This is a genomic window from Lacrimispora sphenoides, assembly GCF_900105215.1.
GTDB classification, from domain to species: Bacteria; Bacillota; Clostridia; order Lachnospirales; family Lachnospiraceae; genus Lacrimispora; species Lacrimispora sphenoides_A.
In genome coordinates this window covers 149,303-174,685 of record NZ_FOIP01000001.1, presented here as the reverse complement: position 1 = coordinate 174,685, position 25,383 = coordinate 149,303, and the positions used below count along the sequence as shown (strand labels likewise).

Genomic DNA, 25,383 nt, shown 5'->3' with positions numbered 1-25,383 from the left:
ACCCACCCCACCTAACCATATCCTAAATCAGGATAAGCTCCTTCCACTTAAGCAGCCATGCAGGAAACAAGAAAGGACCCAAATCGTTATGAATGAAATGTATGCAGAATGGCTAGTGAAGCGAAAATCACCGGCCTATACCATGTTGATAAAAATTGCGATGGGAATCCTATGCGTAATTGCATTTTTCCTCTCCATGTCTCCGGTTTTCGGAATCTTTGGAGTGCTTATTCTGCTTGCAGCCGCAGCCGCCACATACTTTGTATTCCGCAACAGCGAAGTAGAATTTGAATACTTATTTGTGACTAACTCTCTATCCATTGACCGGATCTACGGCAGAAGCAAGAGAAAGAAGGCCTGGGAAGGCTCCATGGAAGGGATCCAGATCGTAGCTCCCACCGGTTCCACAGAGGCCAGGGATCATGAAACAAAAAACATGAAACTACTGGATTTTTCATCCCACGTACCGGGAGCAAAGACTTATACATTAATCAGCCAGTCCGGTGCTGAAACAACAAAGATCATATTTGAACCTAACGATAAGCTGCTCCAGTGCATGAGGATGACAGCGCCCCGTAAGGTTATGAAAGAAGTATAACGAAAAAGGAATCAGTCGGTTTTGCAAAAAACCGCCCGGTTCCTTTTTCGTTACAGGAGAGACTTCTTTACTGTCCATGAGTGACGGAAAGAAACCGGAAAATGTCCGTTGACAACCCCTGTAAAATTTGTTAAACTATGTAACTAACAAGTAAAAAGACTTATTAGTTTCATTAATAAAAATATAAAGAAGGAGAGGAAAAGTTAATGGGTACAATAATTGGCGAAGGCATTACTTTTGATGATGTGCTGTTAGTTCCGGCTTATTCAGAGGTTATTCCTAATCAGGTTGACTTAACGACCAACCTTACAAAAACCATCAAGCTCAATATTCCGCTTATGAGTGCAGGCATGGATACCGTTACCGAGCATCGCATGGCAATTGCCATGGCAAGACAGGGAGGTATCGGAATTATCCACAAGAATATGTCCATTGAAGAGCAGGCAGAAGAGGTTGATAAGGTAAAGAGGTCAGAAAACGGCGTCATAACGGACCCATTCTATCTTTCCCAGGAGCATACATTAAAAGATGCGGATGAACTTATGGGTAAATACCGCATTTCCGGAGTGCCGATCACAGAAGGAAAAAAACTGGTGGGAATCATCACCAACCGGGACTTGAAATTCGAAGAGGATTTCAGCAGGAAGATCAAGGAGTGCATGACCTCTGAAAACCTGGTAACAGCCAGAGAAGGCATCACCCTTATGGAGGCAAAAAAGATCCTTGCAAAAGCAAGAGTAGAAAAGCTTCCGATCGTTGATGAAGACTTTAATTTAAAGGGCCTTATCACCATCAAGGATATTGAAAAGCAGATCAAATATCCGTTGTCCGCAAAAGATGGACAAGGAAGACTTCTGTGCGGAGCTGCCGTAGGAATTACAGCCAACGTGCTTGACCGTGTAGACGCCCTGGTAAAGGCAAAAGTGGATGTGGTAGTTTTAGACTCCGCTCACGGTCATTCCGAAAACGTTCTCCGCTGCGTAAAAATGATCAAAGAAGCTTATCCGGCTCTTTCCGTTATTGCAGGAAATGTAGCAACCGGAGAGGCCACAAAGGATCTCATAGAAGCAGGAGCTGATGCAGTGAAGGTAGGAATCGGTCCTGGATCTATCTGTACTACCCGTGTGGTAGCCGGCATCGGAGTTCCCCAGATCACGGCTGTTATGAACTGCTATGCAGTTGCTAAGGAATACGGCGTACCAGTCATTGCTGACGGCGGAATCAAGTATTCCGGAGATTTAACAAAGGCCATTGCAGCCGGCGGAAGCGTATGTATGATGGGAAGCATGTTTGCCGGATGCGACGAAAGCCCGGGAACCTTTGAACTGTATCAGGGCAGAAAATACAAGGTATACCGTGGTATGGGTTCCATTGCTGCCATGGAAAACGGAAGCAAAGACCGCTACTTCCAGACGGATGCCAAAAAGCTGGTTCCGGAAGGAGTGGAAGGCCGAGTGGCTTACAAAGGATTGGTAGAAGATACCGTATTCCAGATGCTTGGCGGCTTAAGGTCCGGTATGGGATACTGCGGAGCAATGAATATTAAGACCATGCAGGAAACCGGAAGATTCATAAAGATTACGGCAGCTTCCCTTAAAGAAAGTCATCCTCATGACATCCATATCACAAAGGAAGCACCAAACTATAGCATTGATGAATAAATAGCTGCTTGATGAACCGAAGGTAAATCTAACATATCATAAACAAAGAGGTGGAGATCATAAATGATTCTCCACCTCTTTGATTACCAGGGCAATGGATTCCGTTAAAGTCAAGTTTTCACAGCCCACTACATAATGATTGCATTTGTTCACCGGAATAAGGATCTTATATGCACGGCTTTTTCCGATGGCCTCAGCCATGGCTGGAGTGATCTCTCCCAGGAGAGAATCGGCAATGACGATCCCAATAGGACCGATGATAATATCTGCATCCCGGCTGGCCACAAGGACCGGATTCTCACCGGTTGCTCCTGCATCGGCTCCTGCCTTTAACATGGCAGAAGTAGCAATGGAATTGGTCCCGATGGCAATGACTGAAAGACTGGGAAAGGACTTTTTTAACTGAGCGATGACGGACTGCCCCATTTTGCCGCCCTGCCCGTCAATGATAACGATTTTCATGTCTTCGTCCTCCTTATCCCTCTATTGTATTATAGGGAAGGACAGAAATCAAGTGAAAGGCCAGGGGGCAGTCTGATAAGGGCTCCTATTCAGCCGGAAAGCTTAAGCTTTTGCAACTTCATCTTCCTTAATAAACAGGCTGGTAATGATAAATCCGGCAATGTAAGCAATCACCAGGCCCATAAAATAATTGAGCATATTAACAGGGCTGCTCATGATGGGAATGGCTAACAGGCCCGAAGGGCTCCAGGCAATGCTCCTTACATGCATGAGCATCACATAGGCACCGCCGAATCCGGCTCCCAATCCTGCAGTTATGAAAGGTTTACCAAGCGGAAGAGTGACTCCATAAATAAGCGGTTCACCGATGCCTAAGAATCCGGAAGGCAGTGCACCGATGATGACGCTCTTTAAGCGTTTGTTTCCGCTTCGTTTTGCTTTAAAATAGATGGCAATGGCTGCACCTACCTGCCCTGCACCTGCCATGGCCAGGACCGGGAATAAGGAGACTCCGCCCATTTGTTCCAGCTGAACCGCATAGATGGGAACCAGCCCATGATGCAGTCCCAAAAGGACCAGGGGAAGAAATACGGCTGACATAATGTAACCGGATAAAACGCTGACGACCGGATTTGCGGAATTTACAAGGAGGGATAATGCCCAGACCAGCCCGTCAGATAAAAAGCCGGCAGCCGGCATCAGCACCAGTACAAACAAGGTTCCTGTGATTAAAATGCTTAAGAATCCGGTCAGCATGATATCAAGGACATCGGGAACATGTTTGCGCACCCAGCGCTCTACTTTGGAGAGGACCCAGACACCGATGATCACGCCGATGATCCCGCCCTTGCCGCTAATTAAGGTTGAGCTGTTTGGGATCTGTTCATTGTAAAGACCAAAGAACTTTGATATATCCGTGATCTGTGACATAATGCTCATAGAACCGATCATGCCGCCCAGGGCAGGCGTCGCTCCAAAGCTTTTTGCTGCATTGACACCGGTAAAAATTGAAAAATAACCGAGAAATGCACCGCCGAACAGCTTTAGCATGGTGACAAGAAGAGTCCAGAAGCTGCCTCCCAATATCTGCGCTTCCACGCCCTGGCCGATGATATTGGCCACACCGTTGCATAAACCGGCTGCAACGATAGCAGGAATCATCGGAATAAAGATATCGGAGATAACCCGTATGCTGCTCTTTAACCCGTTTCCTTTCTGGCCGGCCTTTACTGCTTCTTTGTTTTGCTGCCAGGAAGCATTGGTGGAGAGCCCTTTGCCGCCAAGCTCACTAGGGATTCCTAAGCCGAGGCAGATATCCATGAGCTTTCTGGCCTTTCCAGGTCCAACGACCACCTGAACATCAATTCCGTTTGCAACTAGGCCAAGAACTCCGGAAATCTCTTTCAGTTCCTTCTCCTGCACCAGATCAGGATTCTTTACCTTTAAACGAAGGCGTGTCATGCAGCTGGCCGCGGCTGCAACATTTTCTTTCCCTCCCGATAATTCCAGGATCTTTTGAAGCAATACTTCATTTGTCATAATAGACACCTCCAAAGTTGAAATGAATAAATTGATAGTTAATCAGAATCCCTTTTCATGCATGCACGGATATGCCCACGGGATTCCTTTAATTTCTTTTCTGCTTCTTTTGGCCCTGCGCCTGTTCGTTTCATTGCTATGGCTAACTTCACGCTCCCTCCTGCTTCCTCTAACAGTCTTCTGGCTTCATCACGTGTTATTTCTGTGGCAGCCATCAGGATGTTTTCTGCCCTGGATCGCAGCTTCTCATTGCTCTGCACCACATCTACCATCAGGTTCTGGTATGCTTTTCCGATGCCCACCATGGCTCCGGTGCTGATCATGTTAAGTATCATCTTCTGGGCGGTCCCGGCTTTTAACCGGGTGCTGCCGGTCAAAACCTCCGGTCCCACTACCGGTTCGATGGCCAGGTCTGCATAAGTTCCAATGAGGCTTCCCTCATTGCAGGCTATGGATACGGTCCGGCAGCCTATGCTTTTTGCATAGCTTAAGGCAGCCGATACATAGGGCGTCCTTCCGCTGGCCGCAATACCCACCACCACATCTTTTGGGGATAATGGTAGGGTTTTTAAATCTTCAATGCCAAGGGACTCAGAGTCCTCGGCTCCTTCCACTGACTGCCTGATGGCCCTGTCCCCGCCGGCAATCAGGCCGATGACCATACCCGGGTCAACCCCAAAGGTGGGAGGGCATTCGGAACTGTCTAAGATACCGAGTCTCCCGCTGGTCCCTGCTCCCATGTAGATGAGCCGGCCTCCGGCCTCAAAAGCTTCACAGACCCATTCCACTGCTTTGGCAGTCTGTGGCAGGACTTTTTCCACAGCCTCCGCCACCTTCCGGTCTTCCTGGTTCATGGCCGTCACCAGTTCGAAAGGTGTCATGGTGTCTAAATCCATGGTATCAGGATTGCGGCTTTCTGTTGTCATCTTACTTAAATCTACCATGATTGATTTCCTCCTCATTATACACTTCGTCGAAAGGTTCAAAATACGACGGATTTTTCTTGGAAATGTGCGTTTTGCGCCACTGCGACAGGGAATATTGGCTGTTGTGGTTGGCGTATGCAGTATACAGAATATCAATGATGTTTAACTGGCTGATCCTGCTTCCCATGGCTCCGCTCCTGAAGATGGATTCATTGGCAGCCACATAAAGGTTGTAATCCGCCATTTCCGAAAGGGGTGATACGGCAAAACGGGTGATCAGGATAAATTTTGCCCCTACCTGCTGTATGGTCCTGGCGCACTCGATCATCTCCATGGTCCTGCCAGAATAGGAGATCATCAGTCCTAAATCATCCCGGTTCATGTTACGGGCCTGCAAAAGCTGGGAATGCCAGTCATCATTTAAGATGCAGGGCTTATTGATCCGGAGGAATTTTAAATAGGCATCCCGGGCCACCAGAAGGGAAGAACCGATTCCGAATAAACAGATGGTTCGGCATTGGCATAAGAGGTCAATGCAGTTTTTAAGGGCGGATAAATCGGTTAAATTTCTGGTATCCTCTAAGGAGGCGATGTTTTTATATGTAATTTTGTCGACGATCTGTTCCAGAGTATCGTTCTCTGTAATCTCCTCCATTTTTTCCCTGGTATTTTCCTGCCGGATGGCCAGTTCACAGATCAGGGCAGCCTTCATTTCCTTGTACCCGGAGAAACCAAGTTCATGACATAGCCGGATAACGGTGGAAGAGGAAGAAAACCCTTTTTCTGCCAGAGCGTGGACGGAAAGCTTCACCGCCTGTTCTGGCGTGTCTAACAGGTACCGTACGACGCCGGTCTCCGCAACACTCATCTCTTTTTGATATTCTCGCAAACGAACCAGTACACTTTTCATTTTTATTTCCCCTTGTTGTGGTATTAGTATATGCAGCTTGGATTAATAGTTCAAGACATTAGGCTTCTTATGAAACTTTATACCATATATTGGAGGAAATGTCTGGTTTTTGTCTTGTCCTATGCCAAAAATTGGGCAATTTGTTGACCTATATATAAGATAAGTCTATAATGAGACTATTAGAACCCTTACGTTTAAGGAGGTCATTGATGAAAGCGGACTTTCATATGCATTCATGTTTTTCTGACGGAAGTGAAAGTATAATGCAAATTTACTCCCTGGCAAAGGAGCAGGGCCTTAGGGCAGCAGCCATAACGGATCATGATACGGTATTGGGCCTTAAAGAAGAAGAAAAGGCGTCAAAAAAGTATTGTATTCCTTTTATACCGGCTGCAGAGTTTACGGCGGCAGAGAATGGAATGAAATTTCATGTGCTGGGATATGGGATCGATCCGGAGAATCCGGAGCTGCGTAGGTATTCCATCAGCTTTCTGGAACAGATGAATGAACGATCAAGGCATCAGATCTTAAAGATGCAGCAGTCTGGAATAGAGATTGAAGAAAAAGAGTTTTTCGAAAAGGCTGGAGGCGGACCGCTTTACAGGGCAAAGCTATTAGGAGTTCTGGCTGACCATGGACTCCTTAGAAGAGAAGATATTATGAAGAGCCTGCCCCTCTATTTTGGAAAAGGAGCTCCCTATGAGGAAGAGGATCGTTTTTCTTATAGAAGTTTCTATAAGATATGTAGGATGATAAAGGAGGCTGGGGGAAATGTGGTTTTGGCTCACCCCGGGAAAATAAAGAGAAAGAACATACAGCTTTATGATACCCTTTTAAGAGAAGAATGTCTGGATGGTGTTGAAGTGTACCATCATGATAACCCGGAGGAGGTCCGGGCAGAATTATTGGCTGTGGCAGAAAACCGGCATTTAATGGTTACCGGCGGCAGTGATTACCACGGTATTTACATGAAGAAGCCAGCTCTTCCGGGGGCTGAGGAGCTGCCGGAAGAACTAGCGGAAGGATTGAAGCATCTATTATTAAGTAAAAGAGCAAATTCATTTGATTCAACCTTCTTCTAATCATAAAAACTGGGCGGTATACCTGTATCACCCAGTTTTTTATTGAATTCAATTCATTCTTCAAATGGTTTATCATGTGTGCAGGTTGCTTCTTGTATATTTTTGTGTGATAGTTCAACATAGAGGGTGGTTTATATTTCGCACCTATGCGTGCTTAATAGGGCCACGACCCAAAAAAAAGACACTGAATCAGCAGTGTCCTGGCATGTCGATAATCTTACCGGTTCGTAGAAAACGATACAAGGTGCTGTGAAATAAAAATCGGTGCTGTGTTAGCAACCGATTTGACCGAATGTTTTGGGATTTGTCTGCTATTTAAATACAGCTCTATATGCAACCCTTTATTCATTTCGGCAGCACAATCAAATCATTTCTAATACAATGTTTGTTATGATTCCGTCTTTATCAACATAAAATATTAGCATTTTAAAATCGTAATGGTACACAAGTGTACGATCATAAGTTTCATCATCTAAACCATATTTTTCAGCAATATCTGATATAGAATTGCCTACGCCGATTCCCCTAGAAGTTTTAAGTTCAGGAGTCACCAAATTGATAGAGAATACCGTATTATTAGCCGGTGAAACTGATACAATAAAATTTTCGTACACATAAGTATCGAAAACATGGTCCTCGTTAAGATAACTAATATATGAAATTTCCTCATTTGTAATTAAGTTTTCATAACTACTCCTCAATTCGATAAAGGTATCTTTATTTTTCACAATAAAATCTTCATCAGATAAGGCTGTAGGTATATTTTTGTCTGTGTTATCTGTAATGTGGGGCTGCTGAGTCATATATTCTAATGTTTGATTTTGTTCCTTTTTTTCACTAGTTGACTGAAAAGTATTAGTGCAGCCCGTTAAACTAATAAACAGTATAACAATGATTAATAAGGAATGGAGCTTAATCATTATAAAACCACCTTCCCATTCACAGCATCAATAGGCATATAACCATAATTGCCGTCAAAAAATATATCAAGCATCTTTTCAGTTCTATTATACCATCCATCTCTATATAATTCATTTGCAGGATTTTTTTTAATAATCGCATCATAGTAAGAATTTACTATTTTTTTTAGCTCACTTCTTTTATATGCGCCATTTTCAAGATATGGCAATAATCCATCAACTACGCCTAAACTCCCTATATTATATCTCAATCCGACTAAAGCATTGAAGTGGTCTTGTGTAAAGCAAGCATCAATATCAGCAATTGCTCCTATGTAGTCTTTAATCTTGTCTACCTTACCATCGGGACCTATGCCACTAAGATCTTTTTTTAGAAGTTCATAAGCTTTAGACGCAGTCATTGATGTAGGAACAGTAGGTAAAGGGTTTTTAATATAGTCATGGCCATAACCAACATCTGTAGATGTTGTAGGAATGCTTATTATTAATCCGGTTTTCTTATCATATCCAATCAGGCTTAAATTTCGTTCCATATTAGCTATCATATTATAACCTGTCGAGTTGAGAGTAGTTACTTTTCCCGCCCTCCTAGTTCCATTTACTGTTGGAACTTCTACAACCTCTATTATCCCTCCATAAAGGCACACTAAAAAATCTCCTGTAGTAATGGCATCAACATACCTTCCTACCGACTCATCCCATACTTTTACTTTAGAACTCTTGGTCCTACTCCAACTTCCATCTAACATAGGAATACATTTATGCATGATAAACGGGAATTTGGACTTTAGAGTTGGAATCACAATAGGTCTTTCCGGGTATCCTTCGGGCGTAGGTATTTTACATTCTCCAAACGTATGTATGTTTTCATTCGCTTTACAATCAGTGCATATTCCTAAGGGGGAACCAGCCTTTTCCACCCCGTGATCATTCAGGATATCGAATGTAATCATTTTATTCCCTCCGCTGCACCGTAGAATCGATCCCCTTGTTATATATTCTTTTTCTTTTTGTAATTGCTCATAAAATGCATAATGTTTAACCATCAGCTCCATGACTTCCTTTTCATACTTCTCCAGGTTGCCAGCATCTTTCATTTCAATATATTTACCAATGAGATTGCCCTGAAAGTTAAACTTAAAATCTCCAATAAACGCAGCATCGTGGGTAATTTTAACTCCAGCCTTTACCGATTCATTTGCCATACTATTACCTCCTTAATATACTTTTTTATATTTTTCCCAGAATATCACACCATTTCATGATATCCAATATGATAGCTGAATTTGGTCACTAACTTTCCGAATTCGGTAGGCATAGCTGCTGTAGCTCAAAAAATACTCTATATCAGCAATGTCCTAGCCTGTTGATAAACTTGACGGTTCGTAGAAAATCTATTTTCCGCGTAAGTAAAGAAGTAGAAAAGACAGTTTCTTCGTCTTTTTTTCAGGGACTTGAAGCGAAAGAATGGTTTTCTACGAACCTCAATATACTTTGTCTGCAGTTTAAGTCATGTGTCATTAATTCTACACACTTATTATCTGGTTACTTCTCCCTGTGAGGAAGCCTTCCCCGGAAGAACCGTTTTTTCAGTTCTGAAAGGTGGAATGGAACCAGGGGATAGATATAACTTTTTCCGGCTATGGTTTTATTAAACACAATTGCGCCTATGGAAAGCGCAACGCCTCCTACGAATCCCCAGAAATTCAGCAGGGCTGTGGTGATCAGCATGATCAGACGCATAAATTTAAAGGCATAACCCAGCTCAAAGCTTGACTGGGAATAGTTGGCAATAGTCACAAAGGCCATATAAAGCATGGTCTCACTGTTAAACCAGCCGGATTTTACTGAATATTCACCCAGTACAATACCGGCGATCACACTGAGGGGAGTAGTCAGCATACTGGGAGTATTGACAGCTGCAAGCCTCAGACCGTCAATGGCAAATTCCAGAATCAGGAGCTGAAAAAGCAGGGGAACCTGGGGCTGTTCAGATAAGCGGATAAATTGCAGCCAGGAAGGGATCATTTCCGGATTTTGCATAAAAAGCAGCCACGTAGGTGTTAAATACAGGGTTAGAATGGAAATGACCAAGCGGGACAGCCTAAGGTAAGTCCCGGTCACAGGAGGAAAATAATAGTCATCGGCTTCCTCGATGATATCAAAGACAGAGGAAGGTAAAATCATGGCTGAGGGAGAGTTGTCCACCAGGATGATAATGTTTCCTTCCAGTATGGAAGCAGCGGCAGTATCCGGCCGCTCGGAATATTTGAATTTGGGGAAAGGGTTAAACCATTTATGGGGATATATGCACTCCGCAAGGCTTTCCTGGTTCATGGTAAGGGCATCGACTTTAAGCTTGCTGATCCGGTCCTTTATCATGGTTAAAAGATTTTCATCATTCCGCCCCTTGAAGTAGCAGATGGCGATATCCGTGTGGGAGCTTTCTCCGGCATTCATGACTTCTATGGTAAGCTTGGGATCACGGATCCTGCGGCGGATAAGAGCGGTATTAAAAACCAGGGTTTCCACAAATCCATCTCTTGATCCTCTTAGAACTTTGTCTTTTTCCGGCTCTGAGACGCTTCTGGCTGGATAACTGCGGCAGTCCACGGTCAGGCATTTGTCGTATCCGTTAACGAACAAACAGGATACTCCGGTCAAAAGCTGTTTGATCATGGTTTCATCGTCTTTTACAAGACCCACCTGACCATAAGGGAGAAACCTTTTGGAAAATTCATGGGCATCCGGCGGCATATCCTCAGCCGGAATGGATAATAAGTTGTCCAGGATCTTCTGCCACGCATCACTCTGGGTAAACCCTTCAATGAAGTAAAGGCAGGCTTCCTGTTCCCCGATATAAAAGGTCCGGTAAACGATGTCATAGTTTCCGGCTACATCAATCTTTGTGTTTAAGTAGTTCATATTATTGGAAAGGCTGTTGGAAAATTCCATGGCAATTATCTCCTTGCAAATAAAAAGTGTCCATAGTGAGGGCGGTAATAAAATAAGTATGTGCATTTTCCATGAAATTATGTTTTATAAATTCTGTACGTATTCCGAGGACTTTCGACTTGATCTTGTATGAAAAGATATTAAAATGGCCCTTTTTTACAAAAAGTCTTTTAGTAAAATGTACTAAAAACGTTGACTTTTTAGGCAATAGATGGTATTATCGTCCATGTGAGAAGCACAAAGGAATTCCTTGTGTGCGTGATTTTGGCATGGGGATGCCAGGTAGCAGAACTGAATAATGTGACGGTTCAGATCGTGACGGGGGATTGCCTTCTGTGGGGGAAGGGCAATCCTCTATTAATTTAAAAAAATTTGATACAAGAGAAGGATTTACATATAATATCATGTAATGATGAGGAGGAATTTTATGTGGAAGAATCTTAGGAGAGATAAGCGTGTCCGCAATGCGATGACGACCATGGCAGTTGTATTCTCCGCACTTTTACAGACCTATGTTATCCAGGCGTTTATCCAGCCTGCAGGTCTTCTGTCAGGAGGATTTACGGGCATTGCAATTTTAGTTGACCGGGTGACGTCCCTGTATGGGTTTAATTTTTCTACTTCCCTGGGCATGATCGTTTTGAACATTCCGGTTGCATGGGCCTGCAGCAGGAATATCAGCAAACGGTTCACTTTTTTTTCCTTGATGCAGGTTTTTTTAGCCAGTGCATTTTTAAGGATATTTAATTTTTCACCTATATTTGATGACAGAATTTTAAATGTTATTTACGGCGGTGTCCTCTATGGGTTTGGCATTGTTCTTGCTCTTCGCGGCAATGCTTCCAGCGGGGGAACGGATTTCATCGCCTTGTATGTTTCCAATAAGACGGGCAATTCCATCTGGACCGAGGTTTTTATAGGAAATGTGATTCTGCTTTGTATTTTCGGAGGAATCTTCGGGTGGGATTATGCGGGGTATTCCATCTTGTTCCAGTTTGTAGGAACGAAAGTTATCTCCACCTTTCATCACAGATACGAAAGAGTTACCCTTCAGATCACCACAGCCCAGGGCCCAAAGCTTGCGGCTAAATACGTAGAGGCATTCCATCATGGAATATCCTGCGTGGATGCAGTGGGAGGCTACAGCAAGAAGAAGATGTACCTTCTCCATACCGTAGTGTCTTCCTATGAGGTGGCCGACATTTTGGCGCTGTTTCATGAGGTGGATGAGCATGTGATCGTAAATATGTTTAAAACCCAGCAGTTTTACGGGACTTTTTACAGGGCGCCCATGGAATGATCCCGGAGTTCCTTAAACCGGAAGCGAGACACTTACTGCTTAAAAATGCAGTAAATGTCTCGCCAGGTAAGGTTTTATAATTATTATTTTTTTAAAAAAGCGGGGAGCCGTTTTCTCTTTAATTTGCCAAACCAGTTAAAGTATATGATAAACAATATCGAGGTAACAGCCCAGGTCATTGGGTAACTGAAAATCACGGTCTCTATGGTGGGACGCAGGGGAACTGCCACGCAGATCCAAATAACGCGAAGGGCACAGACTCCAAGGCTGGTGATAATCATGGGAATCCAGCAGTCACCGGCTCCACGAAGGGAACCGGAGTAAATCTCGATGCAGACGTATGTAAAAAATGTGGGAGCAAGGTAACGGAGTATTTCCGTTCCTTTTTCAATTACGGCCGCATCGGTGGTAAACAGCAGATAAACGTAATTTCCAAAGGTATAAAGGAGAACGCTGAGGGCGATGGCTGCAGTAAAACTCATGACCATGCAGACCCGGATCCCTTTGTAGACCCGGTCTTTTTTTCCGGCTCCGTAGTTCTGCCCCACAAAGGTAGTGATGGAGATGCCGAAGGCGCTGATGATCATCCAAAACACGCTGTCTATCTTTCCATAAGCTGTCCATGCGGCAATGGTGTCGGTCCCCAGAGTATTAACGCTGGACTGGATGATGATGTTGGAAGAGGAGTACATAACGGATTGAAGTCCCGCAGGAAATCCGATCCTTATGATGCGCCTCAGCATGTCCCGGTCAATTCCAATGGCTTTTGGCACCAGCCGGTAAGCCTCTTTTGACCTTATTAAAACCAACATCACAAGAACGGCACTGACCAACTGGGAAATGATGGTGGCAAGAGCCGCTCCCATGACGCCCATGTGCCAGTAAACCACAAATATAATATCCAGAATGATATTTGTGAAGCAGCTTGCAATCAAAAAATAAAGGGGGCGTTTGGAATCCCCAATGGCTCGCAGGATTCCCGCACCCATATTATAAACAAGATTTGGGATTACTCCCACAAAATAGATCCGTATGTACAGGACTGCGTAATATAAGATCTCGTCAGGCGTTCCCATGGCCATTAAGGCATAAGGCGCTGTCAGGATGCCAACTGCCATCACGATCACTCCGCATAGGATGGAGAAGGCAATTGCGGTGTGGACCGCCTTGTTCACCTGTTCCTCCTGCCTGGCACCGTAAAACTGGGAAATAATGACCCCGGCACCGGAAGAAAGCCCTATGAAGAACCCGATCAAAAGATTGATAAGGGGTCCCGTAGGGCCTCCAACGGCTGCCAGTGCTTCCTTTCCTACAAACCGCCCGACAATGACTGCATCAGCGGTATTATAAAGCTGCTGAAAAAAAGTTCCAAATAAAATGGGAAAGAAAAACAGAAGAAGCTGTTTCCAAATCACTCCCTCTGTAATCTGATTCTGCTTAAGTGCATCTGTTTTGACCGTATTCTGGTTCATCTCCGTTTCCTCTTTCCTGCCCATGACTTCTGGACATGGAGGTATACCCGCCGGGTGTTTCCTCATTCAAGTAATTATGTATTCTTTTTTTCCATTATACTGTCAAAAATGGAAAAATACAATCCTCGCCTTACTCCGTTATCTGCGCTTTCGCAATGGCCTGATCCACGGCTTTTAGAAGCACGCCCGAAGTATAGCGGGATTCGGTTGCATAGGATACATTCTTTGTGGACTGATTATTAATAATCTGCTGTGATAAGTTATCCATGGCCGGCTGCATCAGGGGATACATGGTGGTGACGGCTTCGCTCAAAGGAACCAGGGTAACGGAAGTGATTTTTTTGGAGTCAACCGTAACCTCCACATTGATATCCTGACTGTTCAACGTAATGACAGAGGAATACACTCCCGGAACATAGTGCACAGGATCGCCGGAAGTCGGAACAGCATCCTTCTTCGGGCGGAACATGACTAAAAACAAAGTGATGAGTAGAATTCCAAGGCCAACGAAGATTGCAGTATAGATGATTTCTTTCATTCGTAAAACAACTATTTTTGTTTTAGAGCTCATAAAAAAGGCCCTCCGTACAGTTTTGTTATAATGTATGAATGAGTCCGGGGGTTTCATACCTAAGATTTCATTGTTGGAGAAGGAAATCTGTGTTAAGATGATAAACGAACACGAGTTTTGGTTTTGCAAATAGAGGAAACACCCTGCGGGTATCCCTTTATGCCCAGAGAACATGGGCAAATTACAAGAAAGGAGACGAAAAAGTTATGTCCCTTCAATTGATATTGGGCGGTTCTGGTTCCGGTAAGACCTTCCGCCTTTATACGGAATTGATCCGTCAGTCCATAGAACAACCGGATACCCGGTACTTCGCCATTGTACCGGAACAGTTTACCATGCAGACCCAGAAGGAAATCGTTTCCCTTCATCCAAACCACGGGGTCATGAATATTGATATCGTAAGCTTCAAACGTCTTGCCTACCGGGTATTTGAGGAGCTTGCCATTTCAAGTCCCCAGGTTCTTGACGATATGGGAAAATCCATGGTGCTGCGGAAGGTAGCTGCCAATAAGAAAAAGGACCTGGTCCTTTATAAAGAACATTTATCAAAGTCAGGGTTTATCTCCCAGCTAAAGTCCATGCTGTCAGAGCTTTACCAGTACGGCATAACACCGGAGATGTTAAATGAGGAGATACCTGATACCATTAGTCCTATGCTTCGACAGAAGCTTTCCGATATTTCTGTCATTTATCAGGGTTTTAAGGACTACATAAAGGATAAATATATTACCACGGAGGAGATTCTAGATGTGCTGTGCAGGATCCTTCCACGGTCAGAGCTGATTAAAAACAGCGTGATCACCCTTGATGGCTATACCGGTTTTACCCCAGTCCAGTACCGGATCCTGGAGCTGTTTCTCCGCTACAGCAAACGGGTCATCGTCACAGTGACCATAGACCCTGCCGAAAACATGAGCAGAAAATCCGGTGTTCAGGAGTTATTTCACATGAGCCGCCAGATGATCCGTAAATTAAATGAGCTGGCAAAAGAGACAGGGGCCGGGAAAGAGAAGGATATTCTTCTTAAAGACCATCCGGCTGTCCGTTACCTGGGAGACGCCGGTGGAGAGAACCGGGAAGGACAGGGCTGCGGGGAAAATGCCCTGGATTTTCTGGAACAAAACCTATACCGCTATAGAGGAAAGTCCTGCCGGGAAGGTTCCGGTTCCATACGTCTGGTCAAGGCTTTAAATCCAATGGAGGAAATCGCCTTTGTGATCCGCTCCATGGAAGAGGAGATCCGGGATCAGGGACTTCGTTACCGGGATATGGCGGTCATCACCGGAGATATCCAGGGCTATTCCAACGAAATCATTCATCAGTTTCAGTTAAATGGAATCCCTTATTTCCTGGACAATAAAAAAAGCATATTAAAAAATCCAATGGTGGAGTTAATCCGCGCTGCCATGGAGATCATTCAAAAAGATTTTTCCTATGAATCTGTTTTTCGTTATTTGAGAACCGGCCTCATTGCGGCCAAAGAGGCTGAGGAGAAAATAGACCGCTTAGAGAATTATGTCATTGCCATGGGAATCCGGGGATTTAAAAGATGGGATGCCCAGTGGGAAGGTTGGTACCGTGGAGGCAAGGAGCTTAATCTGGAAGAACTAAATGAATTCCGGGAAGCGCTTATTACCCCTTTAAGAAGCTTACGGGAGGCCTTTAGAAACCCGGAATCCACGGTGGCTTCCATGACCGCGGCCGTTACAGCCCTTCTTATGGAGACAGGGATCGAAGAAAAGATGCTGATCTTTGAAGAAAAGTTCCGGGAAATGGGAGATTTCACCCTTGCCATGGAATACAGCCAGGTTTATGGGCTGGTCATGGACTTATTTGACCGCCTGGCAGGGCTTTTAGGAGAAGAGCATGTAAGCCGCAGAGAGTATGGGGAAATTCTGGACGCCGGATTTTCGGAGATCCAGGTGGGCCTGATTCCAGCCACCGTGGACCGAGTAGTGGTGGGTGATATCACCAGAACCAGGCTGGATCATATTAAGGTATTGTTTTTTGTAGGGGTCAATGACGGGATCGTGCCGGTAAAAAAGGAAAAAAGCAGCCTGTTTACGGACCGGGAAAGAGAATTTCTGGGAACTCATGATATGGAGCTGGCTCCTACTGCCAGGGAAGAGGGATTCCGGCAAAGATTTTATCTTTATCTGGCCCTTACAAAACCGGAGAAACGGCTGGTTTTATCCTATGCAGCCATGGATGGCAGCGGGAAAAGCCTGCGTCCTTCCACTCTGGTGGGCGAACTGAAAAGACTGTTTCCTGGACTTTCGGAAGTCTCCCCTTTAAGGACGGCAGTTCCTCTGTCTATGAGAGAGGCAAAGGACCGGCTGGCGACCGGACTCCGCGAGTTCGGAAAAACCGGGGAAGACAGAAAGCTTTTGGAACTTTTTAAGGCATTTCTTTTATCGGAGGACCATAGGGAGGAAGGAAAGAGACTGGCAGAGGCTGCTTTCTATGCCTATGAACAGAGGGGAATCGGAAAAGCGGCGGCAAAGGCTCTCTACGGTTCCGTCATAAGCGGAAGTGTTACGAGAATGGAGCAGTATGCCTCCTGCGCCTATGCCCATTTCTTAAATTACGGGCTGGAGTTAATGGAGAGGCAGGAATATGAGCTGGCTGCCATGGATATCGGAAACCTGTTTCACGATTCCATTGACTTATGGTTTCAGCGCATGAAAGAAGAAGGAAGGGATTTTAAAACCCTGACTGAGGAAGAGAGGAAACGCCTGGTCCATGAATGCGTGACCAAGGTGACGGAGGAATATGGCAATACCATTTTAAAAAGCTCTGCAAGAAATGCCTATCTGGCAGGCAAGGTGGAGCGGATTACGGACCGGACGGTGTGGGCTCTTTCCGAGCAGTTAAAAAAAGGAGATTTTGTTCCGGTGGGATTTGAGGTTTCCTTTTCTGCTGCCGATCAGTTAAATGCCATGAGGATTCCTCTCTCAAAGGAGGAAGCCATTCATTTAAGAGGCAGGATCGACCGCATGGATTTATGTGAGGATGAAGAAGCAGTCTATGTGAAGATCATTGATTACAAGTCAGGAAGCACAGCATTTGACTTAACGGCCCTGTATTACGGCCTTCAGCTTCAATTGGTCGTCTATATGGATGCGGCCTTGGAGATGGAGGAGCGGAAAAAACCGGACAAGCCTGTGGTTCCTGCCGGGATCTTTTATTATAACATCAACGACCCTGTTATCGAAAGAGAAGGCGAAATGACAGATGAGGAGATAAACGGGAAGATATTGAAACAGCTTCGCATGAACGGCCTGGTCAACAGTGATTTAGATGCCATCTCTCACCTGGATCATGAGATCGAGACGGAATCCGACGTGATTCCTGTTGCCATGAAAAATGGGATCATTCAGGAAGCCAGGTCATCGGTTGCAGGCGGCAATCGTTTTTCTGCACTCAGGCAGTTTGTGCGGGAAAAATTAACGTCAGAAGGAAAAGAGATCCTTGAGGGTGCCATTGATGTAAATCCCTATAAGCAGGGGAACCGCTGCGCCTGCGATTACTGCCCTTACCATGCGGTCTGCGGATTTGACTTAAAGACGACCGGATATGGTTTCCGGAAATTTAAAGCCTTAAAATCCGAAGAAATATGGCCGGTCATTGAAGGAGAAGAAGAGGAAGGAGAGTCAAATGGCGATTAGCTGGACAGAGGAACAAAAGGCCGTTATTGAGAGCAGAAACAGAAATCTCTTGGTATCGGCGGCAGCAGGAAGCGGTAAGACGGCCGTATTGGTAGAACGGATTATCCGTATGATCACGGAAGGAGAAGCTCCTTTAAGGATCGATCAGCTTCTGGTCATGACCTTTACAAAGGCGGCTGCCGATGAAATGCGGGAACGGGTGTTAAAGGCCGTAGATGAAAAGCTTATGGAGAATCCGGACAGCTCCCATTTACAGATGCAGGCAGCCATGATTCCCTATGCCCAGATCACCACCATTGACAGTTTCTGCCTGGGACTTATTAAAGATCATTATAATAAGCTGGATATTGACCCTGCCTTCCGGGTGGGGGATGAGGGAGAGCTTATCCTTTTACGGGCTGATGTGATGAAGGAGATGCTGGAGGAGTATTACGAGAAAGCAGATCCCTTATTTGAGAAATTTGTGGAAACCTATGCCACGGGAAAGTCTGACAGGGGAATTGAAGATTATATCATGCAGGTGTTTACCTTTTCCCAGAGCAATCCCTGGCCCTCCCAGTGGCTTGACCGGTGCAGGAAAGAGCTTGAAACTTCTGATATGGATCAGATCATGGATACGGGCTGGATGAAATTTCTAATGAAGGATGCCGGGCTTCAGCTTTCGGAATTAAAATTTCAGGTGGAAAAGGCCATGGAGGTCTGCGAGGAAGAGAACGGGCCGGAGGCCTATCTGCCCATGCTGGCTAATGACCTCCAGCTGCTGGATCGCTTAAGCCTTGCCGAGGATTATGAGGCGTTTAATGAGCAGTTAAAAAAGGCCTCCTTTGACCGTCTGGCTTCCATTCGGAGCAAGGATATTGATGCAGAGAAGAAAGCGTTTGTAACGGGAATCCGTGACCGGGTGAAAAAGGCGGTTGGAAAGCTTCTTGATTTATACTGCTTTGAATCGCCGGAGGAGGTCCTTTCCGATATCAGGGGAACCAGGGACGCGGTGACGACCCTGCTTCATCTGGCAGGAGAATATGCCCGAAGGTATCAGGAAAAGAAACGAGAAAAGAACCTGGTGGATTTTAATGACTTGGAGCATTATGCTTTGGAGATACTGTTGACCAGGGAAGAGGGCAACACTGTGGCCACTGAGGTGGCAGATGAGCTCAGCAGGCAGTTCGAGGAAATCCTGGTGGACGAATACCAGGACAGCAATGATGTACAGGAAGCCCTGATCGGCAGTATTTCCAGAGAACGGTTTGGAACTCCCAACGTATTTATGGTTGGCGATGTGAAGCAGAGCATCTACCAGTTCCGTCTGGCAAGGCCCCAGCTGTTTTTAGAGAAGTATGACTCCTACTTGAAAGAGGAAGGAAAATACCAGAAAATCGAACTGCACCAGAATTTCCGAAGCAGGGATGAAGTCCTTAGAAGCATTAATGAGGTATTCTACCAGATCATGACAAAGAATTTGGGGAATATACAGTATACAAAGGATGCAGCACTCCATCCGGGAGCAGAATTTCCTGAGGAAGAGGGCCGCGCGGGAGAGAAAACAGAATTCCTTATGATCCATGGGTCAGGGAACTTATTAAAGCAGCTTGATGACGATGCCGTCGATTATACCAGCCGGGAGATGGAGGCAAAGGTCATTGCAGGGAAGATCAAAGAGCTTACGGATCCGGTAAACGGTCTTTTGATCTGGGATAAAAGGTTCGGAGGAAAGGGAGGCTACCGCATCGCAGGATATGGAGATGTGGTGATCCTGCTAAGATCTTTAAGCGGCTGGGCGGAAGACTTTGTGAACGTCTTGATGAATGAAGGGATTCCGGCCTATGCGGAACGGAAAACCGGATATTTTACCGCTCCTGAGGTGGAAACCATTCTTTCCATGTTAAATATCATTGACAATCCCATGCAGGACATCCCTCTGGCTGCAGTATTAAAGTCCTCCATTGGCAGGGTGACGGATGAAGAAATGGCCCATTTGATGGCTGTCTGGAAAAAGACGGCTAAAAAAGGCCAGGACAGGGGATTATATGGAGCATGGCAGCATTACAGAAAAGAATATGGGGAGATAGATGATCCGGAATATCCGGAACTGTTTCATAAGCTGGAGACTTTTTCTGAATTGCTTTCCCTTTACAGGGAAAAGTCAACCTATCTTTCCATTCATGAACTGCTTTATGATCTGTATGAAGGAACCGGATATTATGATTATATTTCCGCCATGCCGGCAGGAGAAGTCCGGAGGGCCAACCTTGCCATGCTGGTGGAAAAGGCGTCTGCCTATGAGAGGACCAGTTATTCCGGACTGTTCCATTTTATCCGCTATATAGAAAATCTGAAAAAATACGATACGGATTTCGGGGAGGCTTCCCTTGCCGGAGAGGAGAATACGGTCCGGGTTATGAGCATCCATAAGAGCAAGGGACTGGAATTTCCGGTGGTATTTCTTGCTGGTATGGGGAAAAAGTTTAATAAGCAGGATTCCTATGGAAAGATCCTCATTGATCCGGACTTAGGGATAGGAACTGACCATCTGGACCTTGAACGGCGTGTCAAAGCACCTACCTTAAAAAAACATGTCCTGCGGAGAAAAATGGATCTTGGAGCCATGGGGGAGGAGCTTCGCGTGCTCTACGTGGCTATGACAAGGGCAAAAGAAAAGCTTATCATGACCGGACTTGACCGGTATCTGGACAAAAAGCTGGAACGTTTTGCGGATATCATAAGAGTAGAGGGCCAGATCCCCTTTACCATTCTCGGTTCCGCGGATTCCTACCTGGACTGGATGCTCATGAGCCTGTCGGGAAAATATTCTCCTTCCCAAATCCTGAGGGAGGAAGGGGCAGACACCGGGAATCTGATTTTAAAGGAATTGTCGGTTTCTGGTCTGGTAGGAGAAGAGATTGAACGGCAGGCTGAAAAAAAACTGACAATGAACGCTCTCCTTTCCCTTGATACGGTCAGGGTTTATGATCAGGAGTTTGCGAAAGACCTAAGAGCTGCTTTTGATTACCGTTATCCCTATGAGGCGGATACCAGACTTCATACCAAGATGACCGTATCCGAGTTAAAAAAGCAGGGACAGTTTACGGATGAAGAGGAAAGCGGGTTTCTTCCCACGATTCCTTCATTCCTTAAGGACGAGGGTAAGGAAGATCGCCCGAAAGGTGCATTCCGGGGAACTGCCTATCACAGGGCTCTGGAGCTTTTGGACTTTGGAAAGGTAAGAACAAGAGAAGACCTTCATCATGCCCTGGACGGATTCCGCAGGGATCAGCGGATGGATGAAGAAAGTCTTTCCCTTTTATCAGAGGATATGCTTCTGGCCTTTTTAAATTCTTCTCTGGGAAACCGGCTGGCTGCAGCCCAGTTGTCAGGACGTTTAAAAAAGGAACAGCAGTTTGTAGTGGGAATTCCTGCCCGGGATATGGAGGCAGGGGATTCCGATGAACGGATCCTCATCCAGGGAATCATAGATGCCTATATGGAAGAAGAGGGAGGCCTGGTTCTGGTGGATTATAAGACGGATCATATCGGCCCGGGAGAAGAGAACGTGCTGGTAGGGCGGTATCAGATGCAGATGGATTATTATGAGCGGGCGCTGGAACAGATGACAGGGAAAAGGGTAAAGGAAAAAATTATTTACTCCATGACTTTGAAAAAGGAAATCCCCTTGGCTTAAATGCTTTGAAGGGTTGCTAAAAAACGACAATATGTTAAAATAATGATAGAAAATATCTATAAATACAAGGAGAAGAACAGGTATGATACCAGATCAAGAAGTGAGACTTACCCAAATGACGAAAACTGCTGGCTGTGCCGCTAAAATCGGTCCTGGAACCCTTGCCGGGATTTTAGAGAACCTGCCCAAATTTGAGGATCCAAATCTGCTGGTGGGGATTGAAACCTCTGATGACGGTGCCATTTACAAGGTGAACGAGGAGACCGCATTGATCCAGACCCTTGATTTTTTCACCCCTGTGGTGGATGACCCTTATACCTTTGGCCAGATTGCGGCCGCCAATGCACTGAGCGATATTTACGCCATGGGTGGAGAACCAAAAGTGGCCCTTAATATTGTGGCTTGGCCAAACTGCGTAAATCCCGCTCTTTTGGGAAAGATTTTAGAAGGCGGGGCATCAAAGGTTCTTGAGGCAGGAGCCGTTCTGGCAGGCGGTCATTCCATTCAGGATAACGAACCAAAATACGGCTTAAGTGTCACCGGGTTTGTTCATCCGGATAAGGTTTTTAAAAACTGTGAAGCCAGACCAGGAGATGTTCTCATTCTGACAAAGCCTTTGGGAACCGGGATTGTTAACACGGCAGTCAAGGCGGATATGGCATCAGAAGAGGCGAAGCAGGAAGTGATCCGTGTCATGACCTCTTTAAACAGGAAGGCAAAGCAGGTGATCGAGCATTATGAAGTTCATAGCTGCACCGATATCACAGGCTTTGGCCTGGCAGGCCATGCAGTCGAGATGGCGGAGGGCAGCGGGGTCACGATTGAGATTTCCGTGAAAGATCTACCCATACAGAAAGAGGCGAAAAGTCTTGCCCAGATGGGACTTATTCCGGAAGGGGCTTACCGGAACCGTTCCTATACAGAGGATAAGCTGGATTTTGGAGAGACAGAGGAATATATCCGTGATATTTTTTGTGATCCCCAGACTTCAGGAGGACTATTGATCAGTGTTTCTCCAGAGGATGCAAAAAACATTATGAAGGATTTAAAAGCGGCACAAATGGAGACAGCCTATGGCATCATCGGGCGGGTTGTGGAACAAGAAGGAAAATCAGTAAAGTTGAGGTAAGGCCATGATTTATCTGGATAATGCGGCAACCTCCTGCCAGAAGCCGGAGGAAGTGATAAAGGCGGTAGCAGACGCCATGGGCTCTCTTGGGAATTCCGGCCGGGGTGCCCACGGGGCGTCTCTTGATGCGTCCCGCCTGATTTTCGATACCCGGAGGCTCATTGCAGAGCTTTTTCATGCAGGAGATCCTTCCCGGGTGGCCTTTACAGCCAATTCCACAGTCAGCTTAAACATGGCCATCCAGGGCCTGTTTAAACCGGGTGATCATGTAATCACCACCATGATGGAGCACAATTCCGTGCTGCGTCCTTTGTACCGTATGGAAGAGCAGGGGCTAGAGCTTTCCATCCTTCCCGCAGATAAAAAGGGTAGGATCCGGTATGAGGATATTGAGAAGAAAATAAAGCAAAATACAAAGGCAGTGGTCTGTACCCATGCCTCCAACTTAACTGGAAATATAAACGACTTAGAAATTTTTGGAAGAATCTGCAAAAAGAACGGACTTCTTCTGGTGGTGGATGCTTCCCAGACAGCCGGAGTGTTTGATATTGATATGGAAAAAATGGGGATCCACGTTCTATGTTTCACAGGACATAAGGGACTTTTAGGACCTCAGGGGACCGGAGGAATCTGTGTCCGTCAGGGAGTTGCCATACGCCCTTTTATGGTGGGAGGAAGCGGAGTGAAAAGCTACTTAAAGACTCAGCCGGAGGAGATGCCGGAGGCTTTGGAAGCGGGAACCTTAAACGGACATGGGATTGCAGGCCTTCATGCGGCTCTTTTGTATCTTGAGAAAACTGGAATCGAAACCATCCGGGAGAGAGAGCTTCTTCTTATGAGACGGTTCTATGAAGGGGTTAAGGATATTCCGGGAGTGAAAGTTTATGGAGACTTTTCAGAAAAAGCCCTTCTTTGCCGTGCTCCGGTGGTGGCTCTCAACATAGGGGATTACGATTCCGGAGAAGTAGCTGACGAGCTGGCCTGCTCCTATGGGATCTATACCAGGGCGGGAGCCCACTGTGCCCCTCTTATGCACCAGGCTCTTGGAACTGTGGAGCAGGGGGCAGTGCGTTTTTCCATGTCCCACTATAATAAGGAAGAAGAGATTGACGAAGCCATTCTTGCTGTGAGGGAACTGAGCCTATGAATTTAAAACAATTGGAAGCGTTTGTATGCGTAGCGGAAGGAAAAAGCTTTTCTGCGGCTGCCAAGAAACTATATTTAACCCAGCCTACGGTAAGCGCCCATATCAGCTCTTTGGAAAAGGAATTGGGAGTCAGGCTGTTTGTCCGCACGACGAAGGAGGTGGAGCTGTCCAGTGAGGGAGAGCTGCTTTATGATAATGCAAGGCGGATGCTGCAGCTGGAAAAAAATATTCTGAGGGATTTCACTCAGAAGGATTCAAAAGCGGCCAATAAAATCATAGTGGGCGCTTCTACAGTGCCCGGTCAGTATATTCTGCCTCAGATCCTTTCCCTGTTTTCCAGAACCTATCCGGGAAATCAGCTGGAGTTAAGGGAAGCGGACAGCATGGAAGTGGTCCGTATGGTTCAGGATGGACAGGTGGAAATTGGTTTTACAGGAACCACAGGCTCTGATCCCACCTGTGTATTTGAACCTTTTTATCATGACCGTCTGGTGATTATTACTCCCAATAATGACAAATACCGCCAATATGAGAAAACCGGGTTTCCCATAGAACAGTTTTATGAGGAGCGGTGGATCGTCCGGGAAGAAGGCTCCGGAACGAGAAAAGAAGCGGAACGTTATTTACAGGATATGGGAGTCGATTTAAACCGTCTGGAGATTGTAGCGACCATCAGCAATCAGGAAACCATTAAAAAGTCGGTGGAAGCGGCAATGGGGATTTCCATCATATCCGGAGCAGCTGTGGATGATTATGTAGAGCAGGGCTCCCTGCTTCGGTTTCCGCTGGGGGCCGAGGAGGTTTACCGGAAATTGTACATGGTTTGGAGCAAAAATCACAAGCCTGGTAAGGCAGCCAGATTATTTATACGTTTTGTCCGGGAACTGTATGCTTATTTATAGAGGCTTCCTATAAGGTTGGAATAACCTATGAAACAGGTATTATTAACGCAGCGCAGGTAAGAGATTATGAGAAAAAAAGAACAAAAAATTGTGATTACGTTTCGAACAACGGCAGAGGCCATTGCCATGGAGTCCCAATGCCAGAAGGAGGGGATACCGGGACGGCTCATTCCGGTTCCCAGACAGATTTCTTCCGGCTGCGGACTTTCCTGGGCTATGCCAGTTAACTGGGACGGAGAGATAGAAAAATGGATGGAGACGAGGGGACTCCGATTTGAGAAGTGCGGGGAATATTTGATCTGATCGTTTCAATAGAGTACGTGAAAATTTTAACGGATTTAAACAAAAAGAGTCAGAGGAGAAGGGCTGCGGTTGCTTCTTTATGATTCTTTTTTTTTATGCATGCAGGAATAAAAGTTATTTATAGAAAAAATCTATGAATTATTTACCGACAATTATTGG

Annotated in this window: 19 protein-coding genes; 10 read left to right on the top strand and 9 right to left on the bottom strand. The window is 45.6% G+C overall.

Translation table 11 applies throughout. The features are described from left to right. Positions 1-88 precede the first annotated feature (88 nt). Together BMW45_RS00795 and guaB are read left to right on the top strand one after the other, a co-directional pair. Positions 89-598 carry a DUF6106 family protein gene (locus BMW45_RS00795; protein WP_092240134.1) on the top strand — a complete coding sequence of 170 codons (510 nt, stop codon included), beginning with the start codon at positions 89-91 and terminating at the stop codon, positions 596-598. Positions 599-804: 206 nt separating this feature from the next. Continuing rightward, a complete protein-coding gene (gene guaB, locus BMW45_RS00790; protein WP_092240133.1) occupies positions 805-2,259 on the top strand; it encodes an IMP dehydrogenase in 1,455 nt (484 codons plus the stop codon). Positions 2,260-2,316: 57 nt separating this feature from the next. Here the strand turns inward: guaB and BMW45_RS00785 are convergent, their stop codons facing one another. From BMW45_RS00785 to BMW45_RS00770, 4 genes are all read right to left on the bottom strand, one after another. Beyond that, positions 2,317-2,721 carry a DUF3842 family protein gene (locus tag BMW45_RS00785; protein WP_025231721.1) on the bottom strand — a complete coding sequence of 135 codons (405 nt, stop codon included), beginning with the start codon at positions 2,719-2,721 and terminating at the stop codon, positions 2,317-2,319. A 102-nt stretch (positions 2,722-2,823) separates the two neighbouring features. After that, positions 2,824-4,260 carry a PTS transporter subunit EIIC gene (locus BMW45_RS00780; RefSeq protein ID WP_092240132.1) on the bottom strand — a complete coding sequence of 479 codons (1,437 nt, stop codon included), beginning with the start codon at positions 4,258-4,260 and terminating at the stop codon, positions 2,824-2,826. A gap of 38 nt (positions 4,261-4,298) precedes the next feature. After that, positions 4,299-5,204, bottom strand: coding sequence for an N-acetylmuramic acid 6-phosphate etherase (gene murQ / locus BMW45_RS00775; RefSeq protein ID WP_092240131.1), 906 nt, complete (start codon positions 5,202-5,204; stop codon positions 4,299-4,301). After that, positions 5,188-6,096, bottom strand: coding sequence for a MurR/RpiR family transcriptional regulator (locus BMW45_RS00770; RefSeq protein WP_092240130.1), 909 nt, complete (start codon positions 6,094-6,096; stop codon positions 5,188-5,190). The genes murQ and BMW45_RS00770 overlap by 17 nt, the downstream gene beginning before the upstream one ends. Positions 6,097-6,305: 209 nt before the next feature. Between BMW45_RS00770 and BMW45_RS00765 the strand changes: the two genes are divergently transcribed. Continuing rightward, positions 6,306-7,178, top strand: coding sequence for a PHP domain-containing protein (locus tag BMW45_RS00765; protein ID WP_166433255.1), 873 nt, complete (start codon positions 6,306-6,308; stop codon positions 7,176-7,178). Positions 7,179-7,540: 362 nt separating this feature from the next. Here the strand turns inward: BMW45_RS00765 and BMW45_RS00760 are convergent, their stop codons facing one another. The 3 genes from BMW45_RS00760 to BMW45_RS00750 all read right to left on the bottom strand — a co-directional run bounded on the left by BMW45_RS00760 (position 7,541) and on the right by BMW45_RS00750 (position 11,053). Then, on the bottom strand, positions 7,541-8,098 hold the full coding sequence (locus tag BMW45_RS00760; protein ID WP_092240128.1) for a hypothetical protein: 558 nt from the start codon (positions 8,096-8,098) through the stop codon (positions 7,541-7,543). Beyond that, complete coding sequence (locus BMW45_RS00755; protein ID WP_092240127.1) at positions 8,098-9,303, bottom strand: PAAR-like protein; 1,206 nt, start codon at positions 9,301-9,303, stop codon at positions 8,098-8,100. Before BMW45_RS00755 ends, BMW45_RS00760 begins: the two co-directional genes overlap by 1 nt. 340 nt (positions 9,304-9,643) lie before the next feature. After that, on the bottom strand, positions 9,644-11,053 hold the full coding sequence (locus tag BMW45_RS00750; RefSeq protein WP_092240126.1) for a spore germination protein: 1,410 nt from the start codon (positions 11,051-11,053) through the stop codon (positions 9,644-9,646). 427 nt (positions 11,054-11,480) lie between these two features. Between BMW45_RS00750 and BMW45_RS00745 the strand changes: the two genes are divergently transcribed. Further along, a complete protein-coding gene (locus tag BMW45_RS00745) occupies positions 11,481-12,353 on the top strand; it encodes a YitT family protein (protein WP_092240125.1) in 873 nt (290 codons plus the stop codon). An 83-nt stretch (positions 12,354-12,436) separates the two neighbouring features. Here the strand turns inward: BMW45_RS00745 and BMW45_RS00740 are convergent, their stop codons facing one another. Then, complete coding sequence (locus BMW45_RS00740; RefSeq protein ID WP_092246048.1) at positions 12,437-13,825, bottom strand: MATE family efflux transporter; 1,389 nt, start codon at positions 13,823-13,825, stop codon at positions 12,437-12,439. Positions 13,826-13,955: 130 nt separating this feature from the next. Then, positions 13,956-14,396 carry an FMN-binding protein gene (locus BMW45_RS00735; RefSeq protein WP_025231729.1) on the bottom strand — a complete coding sequence of 147 codons (441 nt, stop codon included), beginning with the start codon at positions 14,394-14,396 and terminating at the stop codon, positions 13,956-13,958. 206 nt (positions 14,397-14,602) lie between these two features. On the opposite strand from BMW45_RS00735, the gene addB reads away from it, so the two are divergent. From addB to BMW45_RS00705, 6 genes are all read left to right on the top strand, one after another. Further along, the gene (gene addB / locus BMW45_RS00730) at positions 14,603-18,064 is read left to right on the top strand and encodes a helicase-exonuclease AddAB subunit AddB (RefSeq protein WP_092240124.1); all 3,462 of its coding nucleotides are present in this window, start codon (positions 14,603-14,605) and stop codon (positions 18,062-18,064) included. Next, a complete protein-coding gene (gene addA, locus BMW45_RS00725) occupies positions 18,054-21,743 on the top strand; it encodes a helicase-exonuclease AddAB subunit AddA (RefSeq protein WP_092240123.1) in 3,690 nt (1,229 codons plus the stop codon). Before addB ends, addA begins: the two co-directional genes overlap by 11 nt. A gap of 82 nt (positions 21,744-21,825) precedes the next feature. Continuing rightward, positions 21,826-22,872 (top strand): selenide, water dikinase SelD, encoded by a 1,047-nt coding sequence (gene selD, locus BMW45_RS00720; protein WP_092240122.1) that lies wholly within the window; start codon positions 21,826-21,828, stop codon positions 22,870-22,872. A gap of 4 nt (positions 22,873-22,876) precedes the next feature. After that, complete coding sequence (locus tag BMW45_RS00715) at positions 22,877-24,019, top strand: aminotransferase class V-fold PLP-dependent enzyme (RefSeq protein ID WP_092240121.1); 1,143 nt, start codon at positions 22,877-22,879, stop codon at positions 24,017-24,019. Next, positions 24,016-24,921, top strand: coding sequence for a selenium metabolism-associated LysR family transcriptional regulator (locus BMW45_RS00710; RefSeq protein ID WP_092240120.1), 906 nt, complete (start codon positions 24,016-24,018; stop codon positions 24,919-24,921). The genes BMW45_RS00715 and BMW45_RS00710 overlap by 4 nt, the downstream gene beginning before the upstream one ends. 66 nt (positions 24,922-24,987) lie before the next feature. Beyond that, positions 24,988-25,224 (top strand): putative Se/S carrier protein, encoded by a 237-nt coding sequence (locus tag BMW45_RS00705; RefSeq protein WP_025231735.1) that lies wholly within the window; start codon positions 24,988-24,990, stop codon positions 25,222-25,224. The last annotated feature ends 159 nt before the right edge of the window (positions 25,225-25,383 follow it).